Source organism: Streptomyces sp. 63XJN7_1_ISO-PGPR-S23-121 (assembly GCF_056173025.1).
Map to the genome: position 1 here is coordinate 2280633 of NZ_CM149653.1, position 25712 is coordinate 2306344.

Annotated in this window: 24 protein-coding genes and 1 pseudogene; 9 read left to right on the plus strand and 16 right to left on the minus strand. The window is 73.4% G+C overall.

The annotated features are described in order from the left end of the window. Positions 1-12: 12 nt before the first annotated feature. Positions 13-1252 (plus strand): annotated as a pseudogene (locus tag AC0VYN_RS10055) (glycosyltransferase). 70 nt (positions 1253-1322) lie between these two features. On the opposite strand, the gene AC0VYN_RS10060 reads toward AC0VYN_RS10055, so the two are convergent. Beyond that, positions 1323-3575, minus strand: a complete 2253-nt coding sequence (locus AC0VYN_RS10060; protein WP_475535681.1) for an MMPL family transporter — start codon at positions 3573-3575, stop codon at positions 1323-1325. Positions 3576-3959: 384 nt separating this feature from the next. Here AC0VYN_RS10060 and AC0VYN_RS10065 point away from each other — a divergent pair, with 384 nt between their 5' ends. Beyond that, positions 3960-4514 carry a DUF1697 domain-containing protein gene (locus AC0VYN_RS10065; RefSeq protein ID WP_475535682.1) on the plus strand — a complete coding sequence of 185 codons (555 nt, stop codon included), beginning with the start codon at positions 3960-3962 and terminating at the stop codon, positions 4512-4514. A 219-nt stretch (positions 4515-4733) separates the two neighbouring features. Here the strand turns inward: AC0VYN_RS10065 and AC0VYN_RS10070 are convergent, their stop codons facing one another. From AC0VYN_RS10070 to AC0VYN_RS10135, 14 genes are all read right to left on the minus strand, one after another. Further along, on the minus strand, positions 4734-5483 hold the full coding sequence (locus AC0VYN_RS10070) for a sirohydrochlorin chelatase (protein ID WP_475535683.1): 750 nt from the start codon (positions 5481-5483) through the stop codon (positions 4734-4736). An 8-nt stretch (positions 5484-5491) separates the two neighbouring features. Continuing rightward, a complete protein-coding gene (locus tag AC0VYN_RS10075) occupies positions 5492-6388 on the minus strand; it encodes an ABC transporter permease (RefSeq protein ID WP_475535684.1) in 897 nt (298 codons plus the stop codon). Further along, complete coding sequence (locus AC0VYN_RS10080; RefSeq protein ID WP_475535685.1) at positions 6375-7163, minus strand: ABC transporter ATP-binding protein; 789 nt, start codon at positions 7161-7163, stop codon at positions 6375-6377. The genes AC0VYN_RS10075 and AC0VYN_RS10080 overlap by 14 nt, the downstream gene beginning before the upstream one ends. A 35-nt stretch (positions 7164-7198) precedes the next feature. Beyond that, a complete protein-coding gene (locus AC0VYN_RS10085) occupies positions 7199-8302 on the minus strand; it encodes an aliphatic sulfonate ABC transporter substrate-binding protein (protein ID WP_475535686.1) in 1104 nt (367 codons plus the stop codon). A 425-nt stretch (positions 8303-8727) separates the two neighbouring features. Then, on the minus strand, positions 8728-10083 hold the full coding sequence (locus AC0VYN_RS10090) for a sulfate adenylyltransferase subunit 1 (RefSeq protein WP_475535687.1): 1356 nt from the start codon (positions 10081-10083) through the stop codon (positions 8728-8730). Between the two features lie 2 nt (positions 10084-10085). Then, a complete protein-coding gene (gene cysD / locus AC0VYN_RS10095; protein WP_385464151.1) occupies positions 10086-11033 on the minus strand; it encodes a sulfate adenylyltransferase subunit CysD in 948 nt (315 codons plus the stop codon). Beyond that, positions 11030-11599: an adenylyl-sulfate kinase gene (cysC, locus tag AC0VYN_RS10100; RefSeq protein ID WP_475535688.1), complete on the minus strand. Its 570-nt coding sequence runs from the start codon at positions 11597-11599 to the stop codon at positions 11030-11032. The genes cysD and cysC overlap by 4 nt, the downstream gene beginning before the upstream one ends. Before the next feature lies 1 nt (position 11600). Further along, positions 11601-12311, minus strand: coding sequence for a phosphoadenylyl-sulfate reductase (locus AC0VYN_RS10105; RefSeq protein WP_475535689.1), 711 nt, complete (start codon positions 12309-12311; stop codon positions 11601-11603). Next, on the minus strand, positions 12308-12487 hold the full coding sequence (locus AC0VYN_RS10110) for a hypothetical protein (protein WP_475535690.1): 180 nt from the start codon (positions 12485-12487) through the stop codon (positions 12308-12310). Before AC0VYN_RS10110 ends, AC0VYN_RS10105 begins: the two co-directional genes overlap by 4 nt. Next, complete coding sequence (gene sirA / locus AC0VYN_RS10115; RefSeq protein ID WP_475535691.1) at positions 12484-14181, minus strand: sulfite reductase SirA; 1698 nt, start codon at positions 14179-14181, stop codon at positions 12484-12486. Before sirA ends, AC0VYN_RS10110 begins: the two co-directional genes overlap by 4 nt. 179 nt (positions 14182-14360) lie before the next feature. Beyond that, positions 14361-14444 carry a putative leader peptide gene (locus AC0VYN_RS10120; RefSeq protein ID WP_385464191.1) on the minus strand — a complete coding sequence of 28 codons (84 nt, stop codon included), beginning with the start codon at positions 14442-14444 and terminating at the stop codon, positions 14361-14363. Between the two features lie 127 nt (positions 14445-14571). Further along, the gene (locus tag AC0VYN_RS10125; protein ID WP_475535692.1) at positions 14572-15144 is read right to left on the minus strand and encodes a GNAT family N-acetyltransferase; all 573 of its coding nucleotides are present in this window, start codon (positions 15142-15144) and stop codon (positions 14572-14574) included. Positions 15145-15241: 97 nt separating this feature from the next. Next, complete coding sequence (locus AC0VYN_RS10130; RefSeq protein WP_475535693.1) at positions 15242-16540, minus strand: hypothetical protein; 1299 nt, start codon at positions 16538-16540, stop codon at positions 15242-15244. Between the two features lie 554 nt (positions 16541-17094). Next, positions 17095-18729 (minus strand): acyl-CoA dehydrogenase family protein, encoded by a 1635-nt coding sequence (locus AC0VYN_RS10135; RefSeq protein WP_475535694.1) that lies wholly within the window; start codon positions 18727-18729, stop codon positions 17095-17097. A 100-nt stretch (positions 18730-18829) separates the two neighbouring features. On the opposite strand from AC0VYN_RS10135, the gene AC0VYN_RS10140 reads away from it, so the two are divergent. Further along, positions 18830-19963 (plus strand): YihY/virulence factor BrkB family protein, encoded by a 1134-nt coding sequence (locus AC0VYN_RS10140; RefSeq protein ID WP_475535695.1) that lies wholly within the window; start codon positions 18830-18832, stop codon positions 19961-19963. A gap of 74 nt (positions 19964-20037) precedes the next feature. Next, complete coding sequence (locus tag AC0VYN_RS10145) at positions 20038-20727, plus strand: helix-turn-helix domain-containing protein (protein WP_475535696.1); 690 nt, start codon at positions 20038-20040, stop codon at positions 20725-20727. Here the strand turns inward: AC0VYN_RS10145 and AC0VYN_RS10150 are convergent. After that, positions 20707-21111, minus strand: a complete 405-nt coding sequence (locus tag AC0VYN_RS10150) for a VOC family protein (protein WP_475535697.1) — start codon at positions 21109-21111, stop codon at positions 20707-20709. The genes AC0VYN_RS10145 and AC0VYN_RS10150 overlap by 21 nt on opposite strands. A 129-nt stretch (positions 21112-21240) precedes the next feature. Between AC0VYN_RS10150 and AC0VYN_RS10155 the strand changes: the two genes are divergently transcribed. From AC0VYN_RS10155 to AC0VYN_RS10175, 5 genes are all read left to right on the plus strand, one after another. Then, positions 21241-21561 (plus strand): hypothetical protein, encoded by a 321-nt coding sequence (locus tag AC0VYN_RS10155; RefSeq protein WP_475535698.1) that lies wholly within the window; start codon positions 21241-21243, stop codon positions 21559-21561. A gap of 67 nt (positions 21562-21628) precedes the next feature. After that, a complete protein-coding gene (locus AC0VYN_RS10160; protein ID WP_475535699.1) occupies positions 21629-22300 on the plus strand; it encodes a hypothetical protein in 672 nt (223 codons plus the stop codon). A gap of 163 nt (positions 22301-22463) precedes the next feature. Beyond that, positions 22464-22883: a YciI family protein gene (locus tag AC0VYN_RS10165; protein ID WP_385464188.1), complete on the plus strand. Its 420-nt coding sequence runs from the start codon at positions 22464-22466 to the stop codon at positions 22881-22883. Then, complete coding sequence (locus AC0VYN_RS10170; RefSeq protein WP_475536847.1) at positions 22880-24019, plus strand: RNA polymerase sigma factor; 1140 nt, start codon at positions 22880-22882, stop codon at positions 24017-24019. The genes AC0VYN_RS10165 and AC0VYN_RS10170 overlap by 4 nt, the downstream gene beginning before the upstream one ends. A 171-nt stretch (positions 24020-24190) precedes the next feature. Further along, positions 24191-25696: a carboxylesterase/lipase family protein gene (locus tag AC0VYN_RS10175; RefSeq protein WP_475535700.1), complete on the plus strand. Its 1506-nt coding sequence runs from the start codon at positions 24191-24193 to the stop codon at positions 25694-25696. The last annotated feature ends 16 nt before the right edge of the window (positions 25697-25712 follow it).

Genomic DNA, 25712 nt, shown 5'->3' on the forward strand with positions numbered 1-25712 from the left:
CCGGAAACCGGATTGCACGAGACGTATCGTCTCGTGTACGGTCCGGGGCATGACCAGTCGCGCCCACATCGCCATGTTCTCCATCGCCGCGCACGGCCACGTGAACCCCAGCCTGGAGGTGATCCGCGAACTCGTCGCACGAGGGCACCGGGTGACGTACGCGATCCCGCCGGCCCTCGCGGAGAAGGTCGCGGAGACCGGCGCCGAACCCAAGCCGTGGAACAGCACCCTCCCCGGCCCCGACGCCGACCCGGAGGCCTGGGGCACCACCCTGCTGGACAACGTCGAGCCGTTCCTGGACGACGCCGTCCAGGCGCTGCCGCAGCTCGCCGAGGCGTACGAGGGGGACGAGCCGGACCTGGTCCTGCACGACATCGCCTCCTATCCGGCCCGCGTCCTCGGCCACCGCTGGGGCGTGCCGGTGGTGTCCCTGTCCCCGTGCATGGTCGCCTGGGAGGGATACGAGCAGGAGGTCGCCGAGCCGATGTGGGAGGAGCCGCGCAGCACCGAGCGCGGCCGGGCCTACTACGCCCGCTTCCAGGCCTGGCTCGAGGAGAACGGCATCACCCAGCACCCCGACCCGTTCACCGGCCGCCCCGCCCGCTCCCTGGTGCTGATCCCCAGCGCGCTCCAGCCCAACGCCGACCGCGTCGACGACAGGACGTACACCTTCGTCGGTGCCTGCCAGGGCGACCGGAGCACCGAGGGCGACTGGCGGCGCCCCGCCGGTGCCGAGAAGGTCGTGCTCGTTTCTCTCGGCTCCGCCTTCACCAAGCGGCCCGCCTTCTACCGGGAGTGCGTGAAGGCGTTCGGCGACCTGCCCGGCTGGCACCTGGTGCTCCAGGTCGGCCGGCACGTCGACGCCGCCGACCTCGGCGACGTGCCGGCGAACGTGGAAGTGCGGTCCTGGGTGCCGCAGCTGGCCGTCCTCAAGGAGGCCGACCTGTTCGTCACCCACGCGGGCGCGGGCGGCAGCCAGGAGGGCCTGGCCACCGCCACGCCGATGATCGCCGTGCCGCAGGCCGCGGACCAGTTCGGCAACGCGGACCTGCTCCAGGGGCTCGGCGTGGCCCGGCAGCTGCCCACCGAGGACGCCACCGCCGACGCGCTGCGCACCGCCGCCCTCGCCCTGGTCGACGACCCGGAGGTGGCCCGGTGCCTGAAGGAGATCCAGGCCCGGATGGCCCAGGAGGGCGGCACCCGGCGGGCCGCCGACCTGATCGAGGCGGAGCTGGCGGCGGCCCGGTCCTGACCGCGCGGGTGACGGCGAAGGGCCCGCCGGTTCCCCCGAACCGACGGGCCCTCACCGTTTCCCGGGCGGCTCAGACCCCGACCCGCTCGCCCTCGTCGTCGCGCGCCACCGGCGTCACGACCGCCGCGGGGGACTCGTCGTGGGTGAGGTCCGGCAGCCGGTGCAGCCACTTCGGCAGGTACCAGTTGCGCTCGCCGAGCAGGACCATCACGGCCGGCAGCAGCACGCCCCGGATGACCGTCGCGTCGATCAGCACCGCGGCGGCCAGGCCCACGCCCATCTGCTTCATGGACTGCATGGACAGCGTGCCGAAGATGGCGAACACGGCGACCATGATGACCGCTGCGCTGGTGACGACACCGGCCGTGGTGACCACGCCGTGCTGGATCGCGTCCCTGGTCGTCCGGCCGCGCAGCCGCGCCTCACGGATCCGCGAGACCACGAACACGTGGTAGTCCATCGACAGGCCGAAGAGGATCACGAAGAGGAACAGCGGCAGCCAGGTGACGATGGCGCCGACCCCCTCCGCGCCCACCAGCGAGGCGCCCCAGCCGTGCTGGAAGACGGCGACCAGGATGCCGTACGCCGCGCCCACCGACAGCAGGTTCAGCACGATCGAGGTGGCCGCGACCGTCAGGGAGCGGAACGACAGCAGCATCAGCAGGAACGCGAAGACCACGACGAAGACGAAGACCGGCGCGACCGAGCCGACGAGCTGGTCGTTGAAGTCCTTCGAACCGGCCACCTGCCCGGTGATCGGGGCCTCGACACCGTCGACCTTGCCGAGCGTGGCGGGCCGCACGTCGTCGCGCAGCTTGTCCAGGCTCTCGCCCGCCTTGTCCTGGTCGGAGCCGCCGACCAGCGGGACGTAGACCAGGGCGACGTTCTGCTCGTCGTGCATGGTGATGTCGACCGGGCCGCGCGAGGCGCCGGAACTGATCGCCTGCTCCCGGAAGTCGGCGAGCGCCGCCCGCACCTCGGGCGCGTTGATGTCGTCGGCGCTGACGACCACCTCGGCCGGGTCGGATCCGCCGGGGAAGGCCTCGTTGACCCGGTTGTACGTCTGCACGATGGGCAGCGAGTCGCCGAACTCCTGGTCCAGGGTGAGGTTCTGCGTCTTCATGCCGATCGCGGGAGCGGCGACGGCCAGCAGGGCGCCGACCGCCACGGCGGCGGCGAGCACCGGCTTGGCGAGCACCCGTCGCAGCACGGCCGTCCAGAACCGGCTGCCCTCCTCGGTGCCCTGGCGCTGACGCCGGCGCAGGAACGGGACGCGCCCCTTCTCCACCCGCTCGCCCAGCAGGGACAGCAGTGCCGGCAGCACCGTCACCGACCCGACCATGGCGACCGCGACCACCATCAGCGAGGCCAGGCCCATCGCCTCGAACTCGGCGATGCCGGTGAACAGCATGCCCGCCATCGCGACGCACACCGTCACGCCGGAGACGACGATCGCCCGGCCACTGGTGGCGGCGGCGATCCGCAGCGCCGTCTGCGCGTCCCGGCCCGCGGCACGCTCCTCGCGCTCGCGGCGCAGGTAGAACAGGCAGTAGTCGACACCGACGGCCAGACCGACCAGCAGCATCACGGAGTTGGCGGTGTCGCTCATCGGCTGGAAGTGGCTGACGAGGCCCATCAGGCCCATCGTCGCCATGATCGCGGTGATCGCCAGCGCCACCGGCACCAGCGCCGCCACCAGCGCGCCGAAGGCGACGAGCAGGATGCCGAGGGCCACCGGCACCGCGGAGTACTCGGCCTTCTGGAAGTCGTCGCCGAAGGCGTCGTCGAACGTCTTCATCATGCTGGCGCCGCCGATCTCCTCGATCCGCAGCGACTCGTGGTCCTTCTGGACGCCCTCGACGGCCTTCAGCACCGGCTCGACCCGCTCGCCCGCGGTGTCCGCCTCGCCGCGCATGTCGAACTGCACCAGCGCGCTGCGGCCGTCCTTGGAGATCGTCTTCGCCTCGTACGGCGAGGTCACCCCCGTGACCTCGCCGGTGCCCTCCACCGCCCGGACGACCTCGGTGACGGCGGCGCGGAACTCGGCGTCCGTGGCCGTCAGCTTCCCGTCCTTCGCCTGGACCAGGACGGTCTCACCGGCCGGCTCGTCGATCCCGGCCTCCTCGACGATCCGGGCGGCGGTGTGCGTCTCGCCGCCCATCTGGTCGCTCTCGTTGACGTCGACCCGGCCGGCCGCCGAGCCGAGCCCCATCGCCAGGACGACGAACAGTACCCAGATCCCGACGGCAGCCCATCGGTGCCGGGCGCTCCAGCCGCCGGCCCGGGCGGCTATGCCCCGCACCCGTGTGTCTCCGTTCCCCATGACGGGCTTGCCCCCTCGTCTGCGGTGGAGGCCCCCTGCCGCCACCTTCCGCTTCGAAGGTATGGCCCGGATAAGTCCCGCTCGTCGTGCTGACCGGTGAAGTGGGACGGGCCCGGCTCATCCCTTCGGATGTCCGGTCTCACCGCTGGGGAGGATGACAGCCCCTTACATCTACCCCGGGCCCCTCGGGGACGGTGATCAGGGTGCGGCCGTACGGCACGGAATCCGCCAGGTCGCCTTCCGCAGGGTTGTTGAACAAGTCACAGGCGTGTGCGGTGCTTGAAGACCGCCCCGCGGATCGGGGAGAGTGGCGCGTGTCCGCCCGGCGGACGCGGCCCTCGCGCCCACCCCCACGGGGCGCGACGGCCGCTCTAGGGTGTGCGCATGACGACGACGTATGCGGCGCTGCTGCGCGGGATCAACGTGGGTGGCGCCAAGAAGGTTCCGATGGCCGAGCTGCGCACGCTCCTCGAGGGCCTCGGACACGACGGCGTACGCACCCATCTGCAGAGCGGGCAGGCGGTGTTCACGTCCGGCCACGGGGACGAGGAGTCCCTGGCCGCCGAGTTGTCGCGGGCGATCGAGAAGCACTTCGGCTTCCCGGTGGACGTGATCGTGCGCGACCACGCCTACCTTCGGGCCGTCGCCGAGTCCTGCCCCTTCCCCGCCGCGGACCTCGAGGCCCGGCAGCTCCACGTCACCTACTACTCGGCGCCGGTCGACGAGGAGCGCTTCGCGTCGGTGGACCGGGCCGCCTTCCTCCCCGAGGACTTCCGGCTCGGCGACCGGGCCCTGTACCTGTACGCCCCGGACGGCCTGGGCCGCTCCAAGCTTGCCGAGGCCCTCGCCAAGCCCCGCGTCCACAAGGGCCTGATCACCACCAGCCGCAACTGGAACACCGTCACCAAGCTGGTGGAACTGACCGCCCCCCGGACCTGACCGCCCGCGGACCCGGCACCCGGAACGGACCACTGGCACGGCGCGGAAGTGGGCCGGGACGCGGTGGCGGCCGCCGAGCGGCACGGAGAGGAGGCGCCGCGCGACCTGTAGACCGCGTCCGGCACCCGCACCCGCGAGCCGGGCGCCGAGGACTTCGACGCCGTGGCCGCCGACGCGCTCGCCGCCCTCGGACTGGCACCCGGCCCGGCCGCCCGGCCGTCAGGCGCCGACGGCCAGCGCCGGCGCCGGCGTCCGGGCCGCGTCGTACCGCTCCAGCAGCAGCCGTGCCACCTCGGGCGCCGGGCCCAGGACGTCCGCCAGCACGTCGGCTCCGGCCGCGCCCCGCGCGATGCGGTCCGGCAGGAAGCCGGGGGCCAGCACGTACGGGGCGACGGCGACGCGTTCACAGCCGGCGGCGCGCAGTTCGCGGACCGCGTCCTCGGTGCGGGGCAGGGATGCGGAGGCGAACGCAGGCCGCACGGCGCACCAACCGGTGTGCCGCCACTCCCGCGCGATTTCTGCGATCACTGCGATCGCCTCCGGGTCGGAGGACCCCGCCGAGGCCAGCACGACCCCGGTCGAGGACTTGTCGGCGGGCGTGAGGCCCGCCTCGTACAGGCGCCGTTCCAGCGCCGTCAGCAGCAGCGGGGAGGGACCGAGCACCTCCGCCTGCCGGATCCGCAGCCGCGCCGGCGCGTCCGCGAGGACGGCCGGGATGTCGGCCTTGGCGTGGAAGGCGCGGGTCAGCAGCAGCGGCAGCGCCACGACGTCCCGCACGCCCTCCGTCGCGAGGGACTTCAGCACGCCGGGCACGGAGGGCACGTTGAAGTCCAGGAAGCCGGTCTCCACCCGCACGTCCGGGCGCAGCGTCCCGACCCGGCGGACCAGGGCGTGCACGGTCGCGGCGTGCCGCGGATCGCGGCTGCCGTGGGCGACGACCAGAAGGACGGGGCGGACCGGACGGTGCATGGGGTGCCTCAGCTCCTCACCAGCAGACCGCGGCTGCGCAGCACCCACCGCTCCAGCGGGCTGAAGATCAGCAGGTCGATGGCGATGCCGACGATCAGGATCAGCAGGATGGCCTCGAAGACCATGGCCATGTCGCTGGCGTTGCGGCCGTTCTCCAGCAGCTGGCCGAGGCCCACCCCCAGGTCGGGGAAGGACGCGATGATCTCGGCGGCCATCAGGGACCGCCAGGAGAAGGCCCAGCCCTGCTTCAGGCCCGCCACGTAGCCCGGCAGCGCGGCCGGCAGCACGATGTGCCAGGTTCCCTTCAGCCCCGTCGCGCCCAGCGTGCGGCCGGCCCGCAGGAACAGCGGGGACACCTGGTCCACGCCGGACACCAGGCCGTTGGCGATGGACGGCACCGCGCCCAGCAGGATGACGGCGTACATCATCGTGTTGTTCAGGCCCAGCCAGATCACCGCCGGCGGCACCCAGGCCACCGACGGCAGCGACTGGAGCCCGGACAGGAGCGGCCCGATCGCCGCCCGCACGAACTTCACCCGCGCCACCAGCAGCCCCAGCGGGGTGCCGATCACCAGGGCGAAGCAGAAGCCGAGCAGGCCGCGCGAGACGCTGGTCCAGATGTAGCCGAGCAACTCGCCCTTGAGCCAGGCCTGGTGGACGACGTCCCACACGTCCGACGGGGCCGGCAGCTTGGTCGGGTCGTCGACGATGCCGAACGAGACCAGCCCCTGCCAGACCGCCAGCACCAGGAGCACCGCCACGGTGGGCGGGAGGATCTTCTCGACGAACGTCTGCCGGAACGGCTTGCGGCCCTGCTGCACCGTCTCCAGTGCGTCGAGTCCCGCCTCCAGACCGGCGAGGTCGCCGCCGTCCTTCGGCGGGCTGGTCGTCTCAGTGCTGGCCATGGCGGCGGATCTCCCCACGCAGTTCTTCGGTGATCTCGACGGACAGTTCCGCCACGGCGGTGTCCTCGATGCGGCGCGGGTGCGGGATGCCCACCGTCCACTGGCGCGCCACGCGCCCGGGGCGGGAGGACAGCAGCACCACGCGCTCGGCGAGCCGCACGGCCTCGCGCACGTTGTGCGTGACGAACAGGACGGACAGCCGCGTCTCCCGCCAGATCCGGGTGAGTTCGTCGTGCAGCACGTCCCGGGTGATCGCGTCGAGCGCCGCGAACGGCTCGTCCATCAGCAGCAGCTTGCTCTCCTGTGCGAGGGCGCGCGCCATCGCGACGCGCTGGCGCATGCCGCCCGACAGCTCGTGGACCCGCTTGCCGTACGCGCCCTTCAGCCGGACGAGTTCGAGCAGTTCCTCGGCCCTGTCGCGGCGGTCGGTCTTCGGCACGCCGCGCAGCTTCAGGGCGAGTTCGATGTTCTTGCCCGCGGTCAGCCACGGGAACAGGGCGTGCTCCTGGAACATCAGGGCGGGCCGCCCGTCCGTGGTGATGGCGCCTGCGCTGGGCCGGTCCAGGCCCGCCACCAGGTTCAGCAGCGTGGACTTCCCGCAGCCGGAGGCCCCCAGGAGGGTGACGAACTCGCCGGGCGCGACATCGAGTGTGATGTCGTCCAGCACGAGCTGCTGTCCGGCGGGGCCCGCGAACGACTTCGAGACGTGCTCGATCCGGGCGGCGTGCGTGGCCGCCTCCGTGCCGTCGGCGGCCTTGGCGAGGGTCGTGGCCATGGTCGTCACCTCCTGGGGAATGGTCGGATCCGGGCTTACTTGACGCCGAGACCGGCGTCGTCGACCGCGGGCTCGCCCTTGGCCGCGAGGACCTTGTTGAGCAGCGTGAGGTCGTAGATGCCCCGCAGGTCGGGCTTGTCCAGCAGACCGGCCTTCACGGCGTGCTCGGCCTGGGCGTCGAGGGTGGCGGCCAGCGGGTCGTCGGTGACCGCGATCGACTTCCACGCCGGGTCCAGGACCTCGGCCGGCAGCGCCTTGCCCGTGTCCTTCTCCAGCTGCTTGTTGGCCGCGGCCTTCGCCTCGTCCGGGTTGGCCTCGATCCACTCGTTGGTGTCCACCGAGGCCTTCAGGACGGCCTCGACGGCCTTCGGGTGCTCCTTGAGGAACTTCTGCGACACGATGATGTTCGTGATCACGAACATCTTGCCGGGCCACAGCGTCGACTCGTCCAGCAGCACCTTGCCGCCCGCGGCGACCAGCTTGGACGCGGTCGGCTCCGGCACCCAGGCGCCGTCCAGGGAGCCCGACTTGTAGGCGTCCGGGGTGACCTTGTTGTCGCTGCGGACGACGGTGACGTCGCCCTTGCCGCTCTGCGCGTCGACCTTCCAGCCCTGCTCGGCGATCCAGTTGAGGAACGCGACGTCCTGCGTGTTGCCGAGCTGCGGGGTGGCGATGCGCTTGCCCTTGACGTCCTCCAGGGACTTGATCCGGTCCGGGTTCACCACCAGCTTGACGCCGCCGGAGGCCGAGCCGCCGATGATGCGCAGGTTCTTCCCGTCCGACTTGGTGTAGCCGTTGATGGAGGGGGAGGGGCCGATCCAGCCGATGTCGATGGAGCCGGAGTTCAGCGCCTCGATCTCGGACGGGCCCGCGTTGAACGTCGCGTACTTGGCCTCGGTCGCGCCCAGAGCCTTCTGGAAAAAGCCCTTCTGGTTGCCGACCAGGGCGGTGGCGTGGGTGACGTTGCCGAAGTAGCCGATGCGGACGGAGTCCAGTCCGTCGATCTTCTCGGCGCCCGCGGCCACCTTGGCGGTGTCCTCGTCCTCGGACTCGGAGCCGTACCCGCAGGCGGCGAGGGCGAGGAGCGGCAGGGCGGCTATGACCGCGAGGGTGCGGCGCAGAGCGGTGTTGGCAGGCACGGGAGGCTTTCCTCTCGTTGGCCCGGCGGTCACGCCTGTCGGTTCGTCCGACGGGTCAGGTCGTGGCCGGGAGGTCGGCAGGTCTTCGGCTGTGCGGGTGGGGGGTCAGGGGGTGTCGTTCGGACCTTGCCGGGGTCGCGGGGTCCGGCACGCACATCTGCGGCGTTGTCGTCGGTTGCCGACGCTCCGCGTCGACGCCCTCCTCCGCCTTGCAGCTGCACGCACCGGACCCCGCTCGGGCCGGTACGAAGGCGCCGTTGCCCGGCGCCGGCCAGGTCCGAACGACACCCCCTTGGGCGCGCATGCGGTGCGCGTACGTCACCGCGCACATCGCGCCACCCCGCCCTGCCCGCTGCCGAGAGCACCGCTGCCGACGCGGCCGCCCTCCTTCGCGAACGTGGAGTAGAAGTCGGGGGAGTTCATGCTCAGAAGTCCCACCCGTCCTCGTCGTCGGCGTCCTTGACCGGCGCCGGGGCGGCGAAGGACTCGCCGGCCATCCCGGCGGTGAGCGTGGTGCCGTCGCTCGGGTCGATCAGGATGAACGAACCGGTGCGGCGGGAGTCCGCGTAGGAGTCCGCGGGCAGCGGCTCGGCGGTACGGATCTTCACGCGGCCGATGTCGTTGGCGACGAGCTGTCCGGGGTGCGGGTGCAGGGACAGGTCGTCCAGCGTGAGCCGGGCCGGTATGTCCCTGACGATGGCCTTGACCGTGCGGGTGCCGTGCTTGAGCAGCACCCGGTGACCCACGGTCAGCGGCGCGTCGGCCACGTGGCAGACGGTGGCCTCGACGTCCTGGGTGGTGGCCGGGGCGTCCTTGCTGGGCACGATCAGGTCGCCGCGGGAGACGTCGATGTCGTCCTCCAGCAGCAGCGTCACCGACTGCGGCGTCCAGGCCGCGTCGACCGGCTCGCCGAGCAGGTCGATGCCGGCCACCGTCGAGGTGCGGCCCGACGGCAGCACGGTGACCGGGTCGCCGACCCGGAAGGTGCCCGCGGCGATCTGGCCGGCGTAGCCCCGGTAGTCGGGGTGCTCGACGGTCTGCGGCCGGATCACGTACTGCACGGGCAGCCGGGCGTGGCAGTGCGCCAGGTCGTGGCTGACCGGGACGGTCTCCAGGTGCTCCAGGACGGTCGGGCCGCCGTACCAGTCCATGACCGCTGACGGCTCCACCACGTTGTCGCCCGCGAGCGCCGAGATCGGGATCGCGGTGACCTCCGGGACGCCCAGTTCCGTCGCGTACGCCGTGAACTCCTCGGCGATGGCGGCGAACACGGACTCCCGGTAGTCGACCAGGTCCATCTTGTTGACGGCGAGCACGACGTGCGGCACCCGCAGCAGCGCGGCGATCGCGGCGTGCCGGCGGGTCTGCTCGACGACGCCGTTGCGCGCGTCGACCAGAACCACCGTCAGCTCGGCCGTGGAGGCACCGGTGACCATGTTCCGGGTGTACTGCACGTGCCCGGGGGTGTCGGCCAGGATGAACCGGCGCCTGGGCGTGGCGAAGTAGCGGTAGGCCACGTCGATGGTGATGCCCTGCTCGCGCTCGGCCCGCAGGCCGTCGGTCAGCAGGGCGAGGTCCGGGGTCTCCTGGCCGCGGCTAGCGGAGGCGCGCTCCACGGCCTCCAGCTGGTCCACGAGGACCGACTTGGAGTCGTGCAGCAGGCGGCCGACCAGGGTGGACTTGCCGTCGTCGACGGACCCGGCGGTGGCGAACCGCAGCAGGGTGGTCTCCGACAGCTGCTCGACCGACAGCGGCTCGGTGGGCTCGGTGGTGCTGGTCATGTCTAGAAGTACCCCTCGCGCTTGCGGTCTTCCATCGCGGCCTCGGAGAGCTTGTCGTCGGCACGCGTGGCGCCGCGCTCGGTGAGCCGGGAGGCGGCGATCTCGGCGATCACCTTCTCGATGGTGTCGGCGTCGGAGTCGACCGCGCCGGTGCAGGACATGTCGCCGACGGTGCGGTAGCGCACCCGTCGCCGGACCACCGTCTCGTCGTCCTTCGGGCCGCCCCACTCGCCGGCGGTCAGCCACATGCCGGCCCGCGCGAAGACCTCGCGCTCGTGGGCGTAGTAGATCTCGGGCAGCTCGATGCCCTCGCGGGCGATGTACTGCCACACGTCCAGCTCGGTCCAGTTGGACAGCGGGAAGACCCGGACGTGCTCGCCGGGGGCGTGCCGGCCGTTGTACAGGTTCCACAGCTCGGGGCGCTGGCGGCGCGGGTCCCACTGGGAGAACTCGTCGCGCAGCGAGAACACCCGCTCCTTGGCGCGGGCCTTCTCCTCGTCGCGGCGCCCGCCGCCGAAGACGGCGTCGAACTTCTCCGCCTGGATCTTCTCGGTCAGCGGCAGCGTCTGCAGCGGGTTGCGCGTGCCGTCCGGGCGCTCCTTGAGCACCCCCCGGTCGATGTAGTCCTGCACGGAGGCGACGTGCAGGCGCAGCCCGTGCTTCTCCACCGTGCGGTCGCGGTAGTCCAGGACCTCGGGGAAGTTGTGCCCGGTGTCGACGTGCAGCAGGGAGAACGGCACGGCCGCGGGGGCGAAGGCCTTCAGCGCCAGGTGCAGCATGAGGATGGAGTCCTTGCCGCCGGAGAACAGGATCACCGGCCGCTCGAACTCGCCCGCCACCTCGCGGAAGATGTGCACGGCCTCGGACTCGAGGGCGTCGAGGTGGGAGAGGGCGTACGGGCTGCTGGTACCGCCCTCGCCCTCCTTGACCGTGGCGACGGTCGTCGTCATGCCAGTCCCCTTTCGCTGAGCAGGGCGTACACCGCCGCGGCGGACTCCTGGACGGTCTGGTCCTGCGACTCGATGCGCAGGTCGGGCGCGACGGGTTCCTCGTACGGGTCGTCGACCCCGGTGAGCCCCGTCAGCTCACCCGCGGCCTGCTTGGCGTACAGGCCCTTCACGTCGCGTACGGAGCACACCTCGACCGGCGTGGCCACGTGCACCTCCACGTACGCCGTGCCGTGGGCATCGTGCCGCCCCCGCACCGCGTCCCGGCTGTCCGCGTACGGCGCGATCACCGGGACCAGCGCCTTGACGCCGTTGCGGGCGAGCAGTTCGGCGACGAAGCCGATGCGCTGCACGTTGGTGTGCCGGTCCTCGCGGCCGAAGCCGAGGCCCGCCGAGAGGAACTCGCGGATCTCGTCGCCGTCGAGCACCTCGACGCGGTGGCCCTCCTCGCGCAGCCGGCCGGCCAGCTCGTGCGCGATGGTGGTCTTGCCGGCGCTCGGCAGACCCGTGAGCCAGACGGTGGCTCCGGTCGTCACGTGGTTCTCCTGAATCTCGGTGGTCGTCGTCATGTCAGCCGTGCAGTCCGCACTCGGTCTTGGAACGGCCCGCCCAGCGGCCGGCACGCGCGTCCTCGCCCTCCAGCACACGACGGGTGCAGGGCGCGCAGCCCACGGAGGCATAGCCGTCCATCAGCAACGGGTTGGTGAGGACTCCGTGCTCGGCGACGTACGTCTGCACATCTTCCTGTGACCACTTCGCGATGGGGGAGATCTTCACCTTGCGGCGCTTCTCGTCCCAGCCGACCACGGGGGTGTCGGCCCGGGTCTCGGACTCGTCGCGGCGCAGTCCCGTCGCCCAGGCCAGGTAGCCCTTCAGGCCCTCCTCCAGCGGCTTCACCTTGCGCAGCGCGCAGCACAGGTCGGGGTCGCGGTCGTGCAGCCTGGGGCCGTACTCGGCGTCCTGCTCGGCGACCGTCTGGCGCGGGGTGAGCGTGATGACGTTCACGTCCATCACGGCCTCCACCGCGTCCCGGGTGCCGATGGTCTCCGGGAAGTGGTAGCCGGTGTCGAGGAACACCACGTCCACGCCGGGCAGGGCGCGGGAGGCGAGGTGGGCGACGACCGCGTCCTCCATGGACGAGGTCACGCAGAACCGGTCGCCGAAGGTCTCGGCGGCCCACTGGAGGATCTCCAGCGCCGAGGCGTCCTCCAGTTCGCGGCCCGCCCGCTCGGCCAGCGCCTTCAGCTCGTCCGTCGTCCGCTCATTCCGAGTGGCCGTCATATCGCTTCCCCTCCCGTGGAGTCGGGTCGAAGTCCACGGGCCATCAGCCCGAGGAACCTCAACTGGAATGCGCGGTTGCACGCCGCGCATTCCCAGGCGCCGTGACCCTGCTCGCCCGGACGCAGGTCCTCGTCGCCGCAGTAGGGGCAGTAGAAGGGCGCGGCGCGCTCGCTCACGACAGCGCCTCCTCCGAGGCACGGGCCGCCCAGGTGGCGAACCTCTCGCCGTCCGCGCGCTCGGCCTGATAGCGCTTCAGCACCCGCTCCACGTAGTCCGGGAGCTCCTCCGCCGTCACCTTCAGGCCGCGCACCTTGCGGCCGAAGCCGGCCTCCAGGCCGAGCGCGCCGCCCAGGTGCACCTGGTAGCCCTCGACCTGCTCGCCCCGGTCGTTCAGGACCAGCTGGCCCTTGAGACCGATGTCCGCGGTCTGGATGCGGGCGCAGGCGTTGGGGCAGCCGTTGAGGTTGATGCTGATGGGCTCGTCGAACTCCGGGAGGCGGCGCTCCAGCTCGTCGATGAGCGAGGCGCCGCGGGCCTTGGTCTCGACGATGGCGAGCTTGCAGAACTCGATGCCGGTGCACGCCATGGTGCCGCGCCGGAACGTCGAGGGCCTGGCGCTGAGGTCCAGCGCCTCCAGGGACTCCACCAGGGAGTCGACCTGTCCCTCCTCGACGTCGAGGATGATCATCTTCTGCTCGACGGTGGTGCGGACCCGGGTCGAGCCGTGCGCCTCCGCGAGGTCGGCGACCTTCGTCAGGGTGGTGCCGTCGACGCGACCGACGCGCGGGGCGAAGCCGACGTAGTGGCGCCCGTCCTTCTGCCGGTGCACACCGATGTGGTCGCGCCAGCGGCCGGCCGGGTCGGCCGGCGCCGGTCCGTCGGTCAGCTTGCGCTTCAGGTACTCGTCCTCCAGCACCTGACGGAACTTCTCCGCGCCCCAGTCGGCGACCAGGAACTTCAGGCGGGCGCGGTTGCGCAGGCGCCGGTAGCCGTAGTCGCGGAAGATCGAGATGACGCCCTCGTAGACGTCCGGCACCTCGTCCAGAGGTACCCAGGCGCCCAGGCGGACACCGAGTTTCGGGTTGGTGGACAGGCCGCCGCCGACCCACAGGTCGAAGCCGGGCCCGTGCTCGGGGTGTTCCACGCCGACGAACGCCACGTCGTTGATCTCGTGGACCACGTCCTGGACCGGCGAGCCGGAGATCGCGGTCTTGAACTTGCGCGGCAGGTTCGAGTAGGCCGGGTTGTTCAGCACCCGGCGCTTCATCTCCTCCAGGGCCGGCGTGCCGTCGATGATCTCGTCCTCGGCGATGCCCGCGACCGGGGAGCCGATCATCACGCGGGGCGTGTCGCCGCAGGCGGTGACGGTGGACAGGCCGACGGCCTCCAGGCGGTTCCAGATCTCGGGCACGTCCTCGATCCGGATCCAGTGGTACTGGACGTTCTGCCGGTCGGTGATGTCGGCCGTGCCCCGCGCGAACTCCTGGGAGATCTCGCCGATGACGCGGAGTTGAGCGGTGGTCAGCGCGCCGCCGTCGACGCGCACGCGCAGCATGAAGTAGCTGTCGTCCAGCTCCTCCGGCTCCAGGATCGCGGTCTTGCCGCCGTCGATGCCCTGCCTGCGCTGGGTGTACAGACCCCACCAGCGCATCCGTCCGCGCAGGTCGCCGGGGTCGATGGAGTCGAACCCCCGCTTGGAGTAGATCGTCTCAATGCGTGTCCGCACATTGAGACCGTCGTCGTCCTTCTTGGTCTGCTCGTTGCCGTTGAGCGGGGTGAAGTGACCCATGGCCCACTGACCCTCGCCACGGTGACGGCTCACCTTGCGGCGGGGAGTCGCGGCGTCTGGATTCGGCGGGCTGGCGGCCATGGTGGACACGTCCTTCGGGACAGCGACGGATACGCCGGCGCGCGGCGCCGTCGTTGACGGGCGGTGGTCGGGTGGCGGGTGGGAGCCTCTGACCTGCGCGTGGGCGCATGGGCATACGTGCGCGTCATTGCGCGGGGACGAGGCGAATGCAGAGGATCCGGGTGGTGCTGGAGGGTCTCTCAGCGCGTACGACAGATGGCGCTGGACATGCGGCCGAGGTCGACGTGCCGCCGACTCACCAAGGCAATTCCAGTTCCGGACATGGCGGAAGCCTGGCACGACGATCTGGACACAGTCCAGCTTCATCCAAAATGTGGACGCCCCTGTCCCGAGGAACGAGACAGGGGTGTCGTGGGTCACATAGACCGAAAAGAGGCGCTTCGGAGCAGGTCAGGACGGGAAGGCGCCGGGCCACGGGCCCGGGGTCTCCACCTCCGGTTCCTCCTCGACCATGGTGTCGAACAGGCGGAAGCCGCGACGCCGGTAGTTGTCCATCGCGAACTCGCCGTCCTTGCTGCACGTGTGCAGCCACACCCGCTTGGTCGTGGCCAGTCCCGGCCAGCGGTCCGCGAGGTCCCAGGCGCGGGCGGTGCCGTACGAGAGCAGGTGACCGCCGATGCGCCGGCCGCGGAAGGCCGGAATCAGGCCGAAGTACTCGATCTCCACGACCCCGTCGTCCCCGGGCGTCAGCTCCACGTACCCGGCGGGTGTGCCCCGGTCGTAGGCCACCCAGGTCTCCACGCCGGGCCGCCGGAGGTGCTCCTGCCACCGCGCGTAGGACCAGCCCAGCCGGTCCGTCCAGCGGATGTCGCCGCCGACGGAGGCGTACAGGAAGCGGCTGAACTCGGGGGAGGGCACTTCGGAGCGGACGATCCGCACGTCCCCCTCCGGCGCGGCGGCCGGCAGCAGATCCGTCGGCGCGGTCTGCTCCAGGGACCAGGTGGTCACGGCGATGTGGGTCATGCCGGTCAGGGAATCATCCGGTCGCGAGATCTGTCGATCCCGGTTCCGCGCCGGTGCGGGCCCGGCCGCCCTCCGGCCACCGCGGAGGGCGCGGCCGTCAGTCGAACGCCTCGTCCATCGAGGTCAGCGGCACCGCGAAGAGCATGCGGTCCGACTGGGACCAGACCTCACCGGTTCCCGCCCCGTAGGACAGGGAGCCCGGCGGCCCGCTCCAGCACCGGCGCGAGCGGTCGGCGCCGCACTCCGCGGCCCGGGCGCCCTCCGTGTCCTGCCGCCACAGCGTCCCGTGTCCGGCCCCGTCGCCGGCCGGCCGGCCCAGGTACCAGTCGGCGTGCCCGGCGCCGGCCGGACGGTGCGACAGCACGCCCCCGACCTCGGCCACCCCGGTCTCGTACGCCTCCCGCGCGTCCACGTGCCCGGCGGAGTCGGTGGCCGGCAGCGCGTCGCCGTCCGGGTCCGCGCCGAGCGCGTAACTCCACAGGCGGGTGGGCCGCTCGGCGTCGGCGGGCACGTACTCGCTCGCCACCAGGGAGGCGGGGACCGTGCCGCGGTCCAGGGAGATCGCGGCGGGCCGCGCGGCGTCCGGTGTGCCGGCGAGGCGGTAGGAGGCGACGGCGGGCAGCACGTACCGGTGGCCGTACGCCGCCCAGCCGCCGGGCACCCGGCCGACCGCGCCGGCGTCGGCGGTGGCGCGCTGGACGCGGTCCACGTCGTACACGTACAGCGCGTTGCGGTCCCCGGAGCCGGCGGTGACCAGCAGCTTGTCCCCGTACCAGACCATCCCGGAGACGGGGGAGGAGAGGGCGCGGTAGTCGCGTCCGCCGTCCACCGGGACGGCGAGGAGCGCCGAGGTGTAGCCGGGACGGCCGGGATCGTCGGCGTCGACGAACGAGACCCGGGCGAGGGCGCCCCCGGGCGTGCCGTCGTCGCGGCTCCACGCGGACAGGACGACCCGGTGGGAGCCCCGGAGGCCGTCCGCGCCGGCGTCCCCCGAGGTGGTGACCGCGCCCGGGCGCCAGCCCCGCGTGTCCTCGTCGTCCCAGCAGTAGGCGCGCGTGGCCGCGGGGGAGACCGGCAGCGCCTCGCGCTCCCCGTCCGTGCAGTCGGCGGCGTCACGCAGCGTGTGGTCGGCGGAGCCGAGGACGGTGTCGACGCCCACCGGCTCGCCCATCGCGGCGGAGAGCCGGTCGAGCCAGGGCCCGGGCACCCGGTGTTCCGTCAGCCGCAGCGCGCCGGTCGGGGCGAGCGGCTTCAGCGCACCGGGGTCGCCGGCGACCTCGGCCTGCGAGGCGCTGATCATCGTGGCGGCGCCGGTCAGTGCGAGCGCCGCCCCGGTCAGGGCCGCGCGCAGCGCCCTGCCCCGACGGCGCCGACGGTGTCTGCCGCGCTGCTTCATAGAACCTCCACGGGCCCCGATCCAACTGCGCCCGTCGTTCCGTGCGTTGACCGTGGAGCAGAGGGGGCGGTCCGTGGAGGATGCTACGGCAGGCGGAGGGCCCGCGGAGCCGGACGCTGCAAATATGCGGCAACGAACCACCTTTCGGGGGCTTCCCGGGACCCGTCCGCGCGCTCGGGGCGACGGTGTCCGGGCCGGCTGCGTCCGGCCCGCGCCCCGCGCCCGGTGCTCCGCCGGCGCCGGGGCGGTCGAGCCGGGCAGCAGGTCGCGGGGGCCGTCCGGCACGACCACCTCGACCTCGGCGTCGTCGCGGAAGCGGTACGGCCGGTGCCGCAGACAGGCGGACGGACACAGTCCGCACACAGCCGGCGGCAACTTGCAACCCCCTGCGACCCTGGTGGCCGGCCGAGCCGGTGTCCGAGACTTGAGCCACGCCGTCCCGAGCGGCGTGCGCGGCCTGAACGGGCCTGTGTGACGGGGGCGGTGCCGTGTCGGCGCGGCACCACCCCCGTGTCCGCCCGGCCGCGTGCCACCGGGGGGAGGCCGGGGCCGGATCAGGCCACCGGACGGGCCCGCTCGACCACCGACGCCAGACCGAGGGTCGGCGGCAGCGTGCCGAAGGCCGCACCCCCGTCACCGCCCAGCCGTGAGGCGCAGAACGCGTCGGCCACCTCCGGCGGCGCGTACCGCACCAGCAGCGACCCCTGGAGCACCAGCGCCAGCCGCTCCACCAGCCGCCGGGCCCGTCCCTCGGCGGCCTCCAGGTCGGCGAGCTCCGTCAGCAGGTCCCTGATCGCCGCGTCCAGGCGGTGATCGGCGCCCCGGGCGAGGCCCACCTCCGTCAGATAGGCGTCCAGGGCCAGCGGCTCCCGCCCCAGCGCGCGCAGCACGTCCAGCGCCTGGACGTTCCCGGCCCCCTCCCAGATCGAGTTCAGCGGCGACTCGCGCACCAGCCGGGGCAGGCCGGACTCCTCGACGTAACCGTTGCCGCCCAGGCACTCGGCGGCCTCCACCGCCACCGGCGCACAGCGCTTGGTCACCCAGTACTTCGCCGCCGGCACCGCCAGCCTGAGCAGCGCCCGCTCCCGCTCGCTCCCGTCGTCGTACGCCGCCGCCAGCCGCAGTCCCAGCGTGGTGGCCGCCTCCGACTCGATCGCGAGGTCGGCCAGGACGTTGCGCATCAGCGGCTTGTCGATCAGCTTCCCGCCGAACGCCTCCCGGTGGGCCGAGTGGTGCACCGCCTGCGCGACGGCCTGCCGCATCAGCCCCGCCGAGCCCAGTACGCAGTCCAGGCGGGTCGCCGCCACCATGCCGATGATGGTGCGCACCCCGCGCCCCTCCTCGCCGACCCGGCGCGCCCAGGTCCCGGCGAACTCGACCTCGGCGGAGGCGTTGGACCGGTTGCCCAGCTTGTCCTTCAGCCGCTGGATCAGGAACACGTTGCGGGTGCCGTCCGCCAGCACGCGCGGCACCAGGAAACAGGTGAGTCCGCCCGGAGCCCGCGCCAGCACCAGGAAGCCGTCGGACATGGGCGCCGAGCAGAACCACTTGTGCCCGGTCAGCTCGTACGTCCCGTCCTCGGCCAGCGGCCGGGCCGAGGTCGTGCCCGCCCGGACGTCGCTGCCGCCCTGCTTCTCCGTCATGCCCATCCCGAACAGCACGCCCGCCTTCAGGTGCGCCGGCCGCAGTTCGCGGTCGTACACCTGGGCGGTCAGCCGGGGCTCCCACTCGGCGGCGAGGGCGGGGTCGGTGCGCAGGGCGGGCACCGCCGCGTGGGTCATCGACAGCGGACAGCCGTTGCCCGCCTCGGCCTGCGTCCACAGCAGGAACCCCGCGGCACGCCGGACGTGCCCGCCCGGCCGGGTCCAGGCCGCGGTGAGGCCGGCCGAGACGCCCTTGCCCAGCAGCCGGTGCCAGGCCGGGTGGAAGTCGACCTCGTCGACGCGGTGGCCGTAGCGGTCGTGCGTGCGCAGGACCGGCGGGTTGGTGTTGGCCTGGGCGCCCCACTCCAGCACCTGGACGGAGCCGCAGCTGCGTCCGAGACCGGACAGCTCGGCCAGCGCCTCCTCGTGGAGTCCGGGTTCCAGATGCCGTTCGACCGCCGCCACGAGGGCCCGGTCGGTGCGGAAGACGTCGTAGCCGGCCAGCGGCGGGGCCTGGTTCGTCACGGTGTGCGTGCTGCCTGCCATGACGGCGAACCTACCGCGCCGGAGGGCCGGGGAGGGCCCCGCCGGCATCCGGGGCCGTCCGCTGATGAGTGGGGGTGCCCGCGGCGGATACCTTTAGGGCGTGCAGCCAGCAAGTGAATCCTCCGAACGGCCCTCGGGCCGGCTCCACCGCGCCCGGGTCCTCTACCGGAACGTCTCCAAACGCAGGACCGCCTGGCTGCTGCTGAAGGACACGGTCAACTCGTGCATGGAGTACCGCATCCTCGGCCTGGCCGCCGAGGCCGCGTTCTTCACCCTGCTCTCGGTGCCGCCCCTGCTGCTGAGCCTCCTCGGACTGCTCGGCTACGTCGACTCCTGGATCGGCGCCGACACCACCGAGAGCCTGCGAACCAACATCCTGGACGCCTCCCGCACGGTGCTCTCCGAGCGGGGCGTCAAGCAGATCACCGAGCCGATCCTGGACGACGTGATGAAGGGCGGCCGGCCCGACGTCATCTCCATCGGCTTCCTGTTCGCCCTGTGGTCCGGCTCCCGCGCGGTCAACGTCTTCATAGACACCATCACGGTGATGTACGGCCTCGACGGGGTCCGGGGGATCGTCAAGACCCGCCTGATGGCCTTCCTGCTGTTCATCGTGGCCCTGCTGATCGGGTCGATCGCGCTGCCCCTGATGGTGGCCGGGCCGGACGCCGTGGTGCGGGTCGTGCCCTGGTCGACGACCGTCGTGCAGATCCTGTACTGGCCCGTCGTGATCGTCCTGTCCGTGGCCTTCCTGACCACGCTGTACCACGTGTCGGTGCCCGTGCGCTCCCCGTGGATCGAAGACGTGCCCGGTGCGCTGGTCGCCCTCGCCATGTGGGTGCTGGGCAGCTTCCTGCTGCGGATCTACCTCACCAGTACCGTCGAGGGCCCGACCATCTACGGCTCGCTCGCCGCGCCCGTGGCCGTGCTGCTGTGGATCGGTGTGTCCGCGTTCGCCGTGCTCGTCGGGGCCGCGGTCAACGCGGCCATCGACCGGGTCTGGCCGGCCGCCGCCACCGCCGCGGCCCGCGAGGCCAACGAGCGGCTGCGGCAGGCGCAGGTCGCCGAGTACGTGGCCCGGGCCGCCGCGAGCGGCGAGGCGGACCCCGACATGCCGTCCGAGTTCCCGGAACGCTGGTCCCGGTTCCTGCCCCCGGAGGACGTCACGGCCCGCCTGCGCTCCCACGGCAAGCACACGCCTCCCACCGACCACGACAAGCCGGAGGCCTCGTAACCGGCCCGGTCCTCCTCGGGCAGGGCCAGCGGGTGTACGGCGTCGGTCCGCAAGGGCGGCGTAGCCTGGCCGGCGTGTACGCGGAACGAGCCTCCCGGCTGCCCGGCGCGGTGGTGTGGACCAGCGAACGGGCCGGGTCCGGCCCCGGGCGGGTGCTGCCCGACGGCTGCATGGACCTGCTGTGGCACGACGGCCGGCTGCTGGTCGCGGGCCCCGACACCCGCGCTCACCTCACCGACGGCGCGCCGGGCCGCTGGGCGGGCGTCCGCTTCTACCCCGGCACCGCGCCGGCCCTCCTCGGCGTGCCCGCGCACGAACTGCGCGACCGGCGCGTCGACCTGGCCGACCTCTGGCCGGCCGCCCAGGCGCGGCGGCTGACCGCGCGGGTGAACGCGGCCGCCGACCCGGCGAGCGGGCTGGAGGAGGCCGCGCTGGCCCGGGCGGCCGGCAGCGAGCCCCCCGACCCGTTGCTGCGCCGGATCGTCACCGCCCTCGACGCGGGCCGCCCGGTCGGCGCCACCGCCGGGGAACTCGGCGTCGGGGCCCGCCGGCTGCACCGCCGCTCACTGGCCGCCTTCGGCTACGGCCCCAAGACGCTGGCCCGCGTCCTACGGCTGCAGCGCGCCCTCGCCCTGGCGCGGGGCGGCACGCCCCTCGCGGAGACGGCCGCCCGGGCCGGGTACGCGGACCAGGCGCACCTGGCCCGGGACGTGCGGGAGCTGGCGGGCGTGCCGCCGGGCGAGCTACTCGGACGCCGCCGGTAGCGCGGCGAACAGGTCGACGCCGTTGCCGTCGGGGTCGAGCACCACGGCGTACCGCTGCCCCCAGAAGGCGTCCCAGGGCGGAAGCTCACCGTGGTGCCCGGCGCCGGTCAGCTCCTCGTACAGCGCGTCCACCTCCTCGGGCGTGTCGCACAGCAGCGCGAGGGAGGCCCGCCCGCCGCCGGCCGGGGGCTGCCACCCGGGGAGGAAGGAACGGACGGTCTCCTCGGTGTCCAGCAGCAGCCGGATCCCGCCGGGCAGTCCCGCCTCGGCGTGCGGCCGCGTCCCGGCGTCGTCGGGGAAGGCGAAACCGAGCCGGCGGTAGAAGGTCACGGAGGCGGCCATGTCGGAGACGACTAGGCCGATGGCATCGAAGCGTGCGGTCATGGCGCCACCGTAGGCAGGCCGGCCGGAGCGCGTCTTGAAGGAATCGGACACCGGGAGCGCCGGGCGCGACGGCTCAGAACGACCTCAAGTCCCTTGATCCGCACGGCGGGCGGCGCCGACCATGGAGCCATGCTCAGACGACAGGAGATCGGTGTGCTGGTGCTGCGCGACTCGGACCTCGTCGGCGCCGGCCTGCGCGAGGCGCTCGCCGAGGCGTCCCCGGAGGAACGGCCCGGTCTGGAGCGCGCCGCCGCCCTGGTGGAGCGCGCGGCGGCGGTGCCCGACGCCGCCCTGCGCGCCCGCTGGGTGCACCAGCGCCTCGAGGCCGCCGGGCACGACGGCCCGGCCGATTCCGTACGGGCCGTCAAGGTGCTGCGCGAGGCGGTACCCGGCCTCAGTCTGCGGGCGGCCGTCCAGCTGTCCAGGGAGGCGGCGGCGCACCGTCCCTGACCCGGGCGCGACCGCGGCGGCCGGACGCGGGTCCGGCCGCGGGAATCCGGTGCGGCAGGATGGGCGCATGACTCGTCACGCCCGCTTACTGCCGCTGTTGCTGCTGTCCACCGCGCTGCTCGCCGCCTGCGGCACGGAGGGTCCGGACGGCGACCCGGTCGCCGCCGCGGCCTCCGCCGCGGCCGCCTCGGCCCGGGCCGAGGACGCCCCCCTCGTCCCCGGCGAACTCGAGGAGCGGGCGGGGGCGCTCGGCATCGCCCCCGAGCTCGTCTACGTCACCAGGACCCCCGGGCTCACCCTGGCCCAGCAGTCCGTCGGCGTGCTCGGCGACGACGGCTTCTCCGCCGTCTACCTGACCGGCACGGGGGCCCAGGTCCGCCTCTCCGTCGAGCGGGGCTCGATGACCGGGGAGACCTGTCCGGGCCGGCCCGTCGGCGACGGCACCGCGGGGCGGGCCACGTGCGAGCGCGACGCGGAGGCCTGGTACCGCACCGGAGGCGGACAGCACGAGTACGCCCTGCCGAAGAACGGGCACGTCGTCCGGTTGTCCGCCGGCAGCGACGCCGTGACGCGCGACGTCCTGCGCGAGGCCGCCGTCTCGGTCCACCGGCCCGACGCCGCCGAGGCCGCGGCCACCCTGCCCTCGCCCCGGCCCGCCGCCGGCACGCCCGTCGAGCGCGGCGACCTGCCCCCGGTGGGCGACGGCGCGCCCGACAACAGCGTCGACATGGGCGGCTGACCGACGGCGGCACGGGCCGCTCCCGCGCCGCCTGCCGGCCGGGCGGCCGGGCGGGCGGAGGAGCCGGAAAAAAATCCGCCGGTGATGTCGAGAACCCGTGACCGGCTCCGTCCCCGGGGTGAAGGCGGCCACAATGGGCCGCACGGCACCGAGGAGAGACACCATGGCCAAGTACCTGCTGCTCAAGCACTACCGCGGCGCCCCGGCCGCGGTCAACGACGTCCCCATGGACCGGTGGACGCCGGAGGAGATCTCGGCCCACATCCAGTACATGAACGACTTCGCGGCCCGGCTGGAGAAGAGCGGCGAGTTCGTCGACGGGCAGGCGCTGGCCCCCGAGGGAGCGTGGGTCCGCTACGACGGCGAGGGGCGCCCGCCCGTCACCGACGGACCGTTCGCCGAGACCAAGGACCTCATCGCCGGCTGGATGGTGATCGACGTCGACAGCTACGAGCGCGCCGTCGAGCTGGCCGGGGAGCTGTCGGCGGCGCCCGGGGCCGGGGGCGAGCCGATCCACGAGTGGCTCGAGGTGCGCCCGTTCCTGGCGGCGCCGCCCACCGTCCCGGAATGCCCTCACGGATGAACGAGGCCCTGCTCCGGAGCCTCACGCCGAGCGTCCTCGGCATCCTCGTCCGCCGCGGAGCCGACTTCGCGGCGGCCGAGGACGCCGTGCAGGACGCCCTGCTCGAGGCCGTCCGCGTCTGGCCGGCCGGCCCTCCGCGGGACCCCAAGGGCTGGCTGGTCACCGTGGCCTGGCGCCGGTTCCTCGACGCGACCCGCTCGGACGCCGCCCGCCGCCGGCGCGAGGACCTGGTCGACGAGGAGCCGGCCCCCGGCCCCGCACCCGCGGCGGACGACACGCTCCGGCTCTACTTCCTGTGCGCCCACCCCTCGCTGACGCCGGCCTCCGCGGTCGCGCTCACCCTGCGCGCCGTCGGCGGCCTGACCACCCGCCAGATCGCCCGGGCCTACCTGGTGCCCGAGGCGACGATGGCGCAGCGCATCAGCCGGGCCAAGCGCACCGTCTCCGGGGTGCGGTTCGACCAGCCCGGCGACGTCGCCACCGTGCTGCGCGTGCTCTACCTGGTCTTCAACGAGGGCTACTCCGGCGACGTGGACCTCGCCGCCGAGGCCATCCGGCTCACCCGGCAGCTCGCCGCCTCCATCGACCACCCCGAGGTGGCGGGGCTGCTCGCCCTCATGCTGCTCCACCACGCCCGGCGCGCCACCCGGACCGCGCCCGACGGCAGCCTCGTGCCGCTCGCCGAGCAGGACCGGTCCCGGTGGGACACCGCGTCGATCGCCGAGGGCGTCGGGATCCTCCAGGCGGCCCTTGCCCGTGACCGCCTCGGTGAGTTCCAGGCGCAGGCCGCCGTCGCGGCCCTCCACGCCGACGCGCCGACCGCCGAGGAGACCGACTGGGTGCAGATCGTCGAGTGGTACGACGAGCTGGAGCGCCTGACGGACAGCCCCGTCGTCCGGCTCAACCGCGCGGTCGCCGTGGGCGAGGCCGACGGACCGCGCGCCGGCCTCGCGGCGCTCGCGGAGCTGGAGGACTCACTGCCCCGCCACACCGCGGTGGCCGCCTATCTCCACGAACGCGACGGCGACCGCGAGACGGCGGCACGGCTGTACGCCGAGGCGGCCCACAAGGCCCCCAACCTCGCCGAACGCGACTACCTGACCCGCCGGGCCGCCCGCCTCAACTCCGGCCGGTGACGCCGGGCGGGACCGCCGCGACGCCGAGGGGCCCGGCGGGCAGGGGCGCCCGGGTGAGGGGATCATGGGAGCGGGGCCGGAATACATCCGGACGGCGGGACGCTCCGTCCTGAGCGGTGCACGGTGCGGTGGCACGACGGTCCGGTGGCGCGGCGAAGGGCGGGTGAGGGCATGACGGCGGGCCCGGCGGATCCTGTGGTCGCCACGCCCCACGGGGCGGTACGCGGCAGACACGAGAACGGGATCGTGGTGTTCCGGGGCATCCCGTACGCGGCGCCCCCCTTCGGCCCCCGCCGGTTCCGGCCCCCCGTGCCGCCCGAGCCCTGGGACGGGGTGCGCGACGCGGGCGCCTTCGGCCCGACCGCGCCGAAACCGCCGTACTCCGAGGCGTTCGCCCAGTACCTGTCCGACCCGGCGATCCCCGGCGACGACTGCCTCAACCTCAACGTCTGGACGCCGCAGCCGGGCCCCGGAGCCCGGCTGCCGGTCCTGGTGTGGCTGCACGGCGGCGCCCTGACCAGGGGCTCGTCCGCCGTCCCCGTCTACGACGGCGGCACCTTCGCCCGCGACGGCGTGGTCTGCGTGTCGGTCAACTACCGACTGGGCGTCGAGGGCTACGGACTGTTCCCGGACGCCCCCGCCAACGCCGGACTGCGCGACCAGATCGCCGCGCTGGAGTGGGTGCGGCGGTCGATCGCGGCCTTCGGCGGCGACCCCGACAAGGTGACCGTCGCCGGTCAGTCGGCCGGCGCGATCGGCATCGGCGCGCTGCTCGCCGCGCCGCGGGCCCGCGGGCTGCTGCGGCGGGCGGTGCTGCAGAGCGGGGCGCCGGAGGCGGCCGACCGCGACAAGGTGCGCCGCATGGTGCGCCGCATGGCCGCCCGGCTGAAGATCCCGGCGACCGCGGAGGCCTTCGTCACCGCCGACCGCGGCCAGTTGCTGCGCGCCCAGGCCGAGGTGGGCAGGCTCAGCAGCCCCGTGCTCGGCGGGCCCGCCTTCGGGATCGTCGTCGACGGGGACGTGCTGCCGGGCGACCCCCTCGAGGCCCTCGTCGACGGCGGGGCGGCATCCGGCGTCGACCTGATGACGGGCTGGACGCGCGACGAGTACCGGCTCTGGCTGGTCCCCGGCGGCCTCCTCGAACGCGTCGACCGGCTCGGCGCCGTCGCTCTGGCGGGCGCGCGGGCCCGCTGCCACTGCGGCAACGAGGTGGTACGCGGCTACCGCGCCCTGCGCCCCGGCGCCGGCCCCGCCGAGATCGTCGGCCAGCTCGTCACCGACCATCTGCTGCGCATCCCGCTGCACCGGCTGGCCGACGCACGGCCGGGTACGTCCCACGTCTACGAGTTCGCCTGGCCGTCCGGCCTGCCCGGCCTCGGCGCCTGCCACGCGCTGGAGCTGGGCTTCGTCTTCGACTCCGGCGACGGGCCGGACGCGCGCAGGCTCGCGGGCGAGGGCGCTCCGCAGGAGCTGGCCGACGCGATGCACGGGTCGTGGGTCCGGTTCGCCGGGTCCGGGGACCCGGGCTGGCCGGCATGGGACGCCACGCATCCCGTCCAGGTCTTCGGCGACGGCGTCCCGCACACGGTGTACGGGCCGCACGACACCGAGTACGGCCTCTGGAAGGACGACGTCGCCGCGCGCGGCACGCGCATCGGGCGTCCGGCGCGGCGGTGACGTGACCGGCGGACGG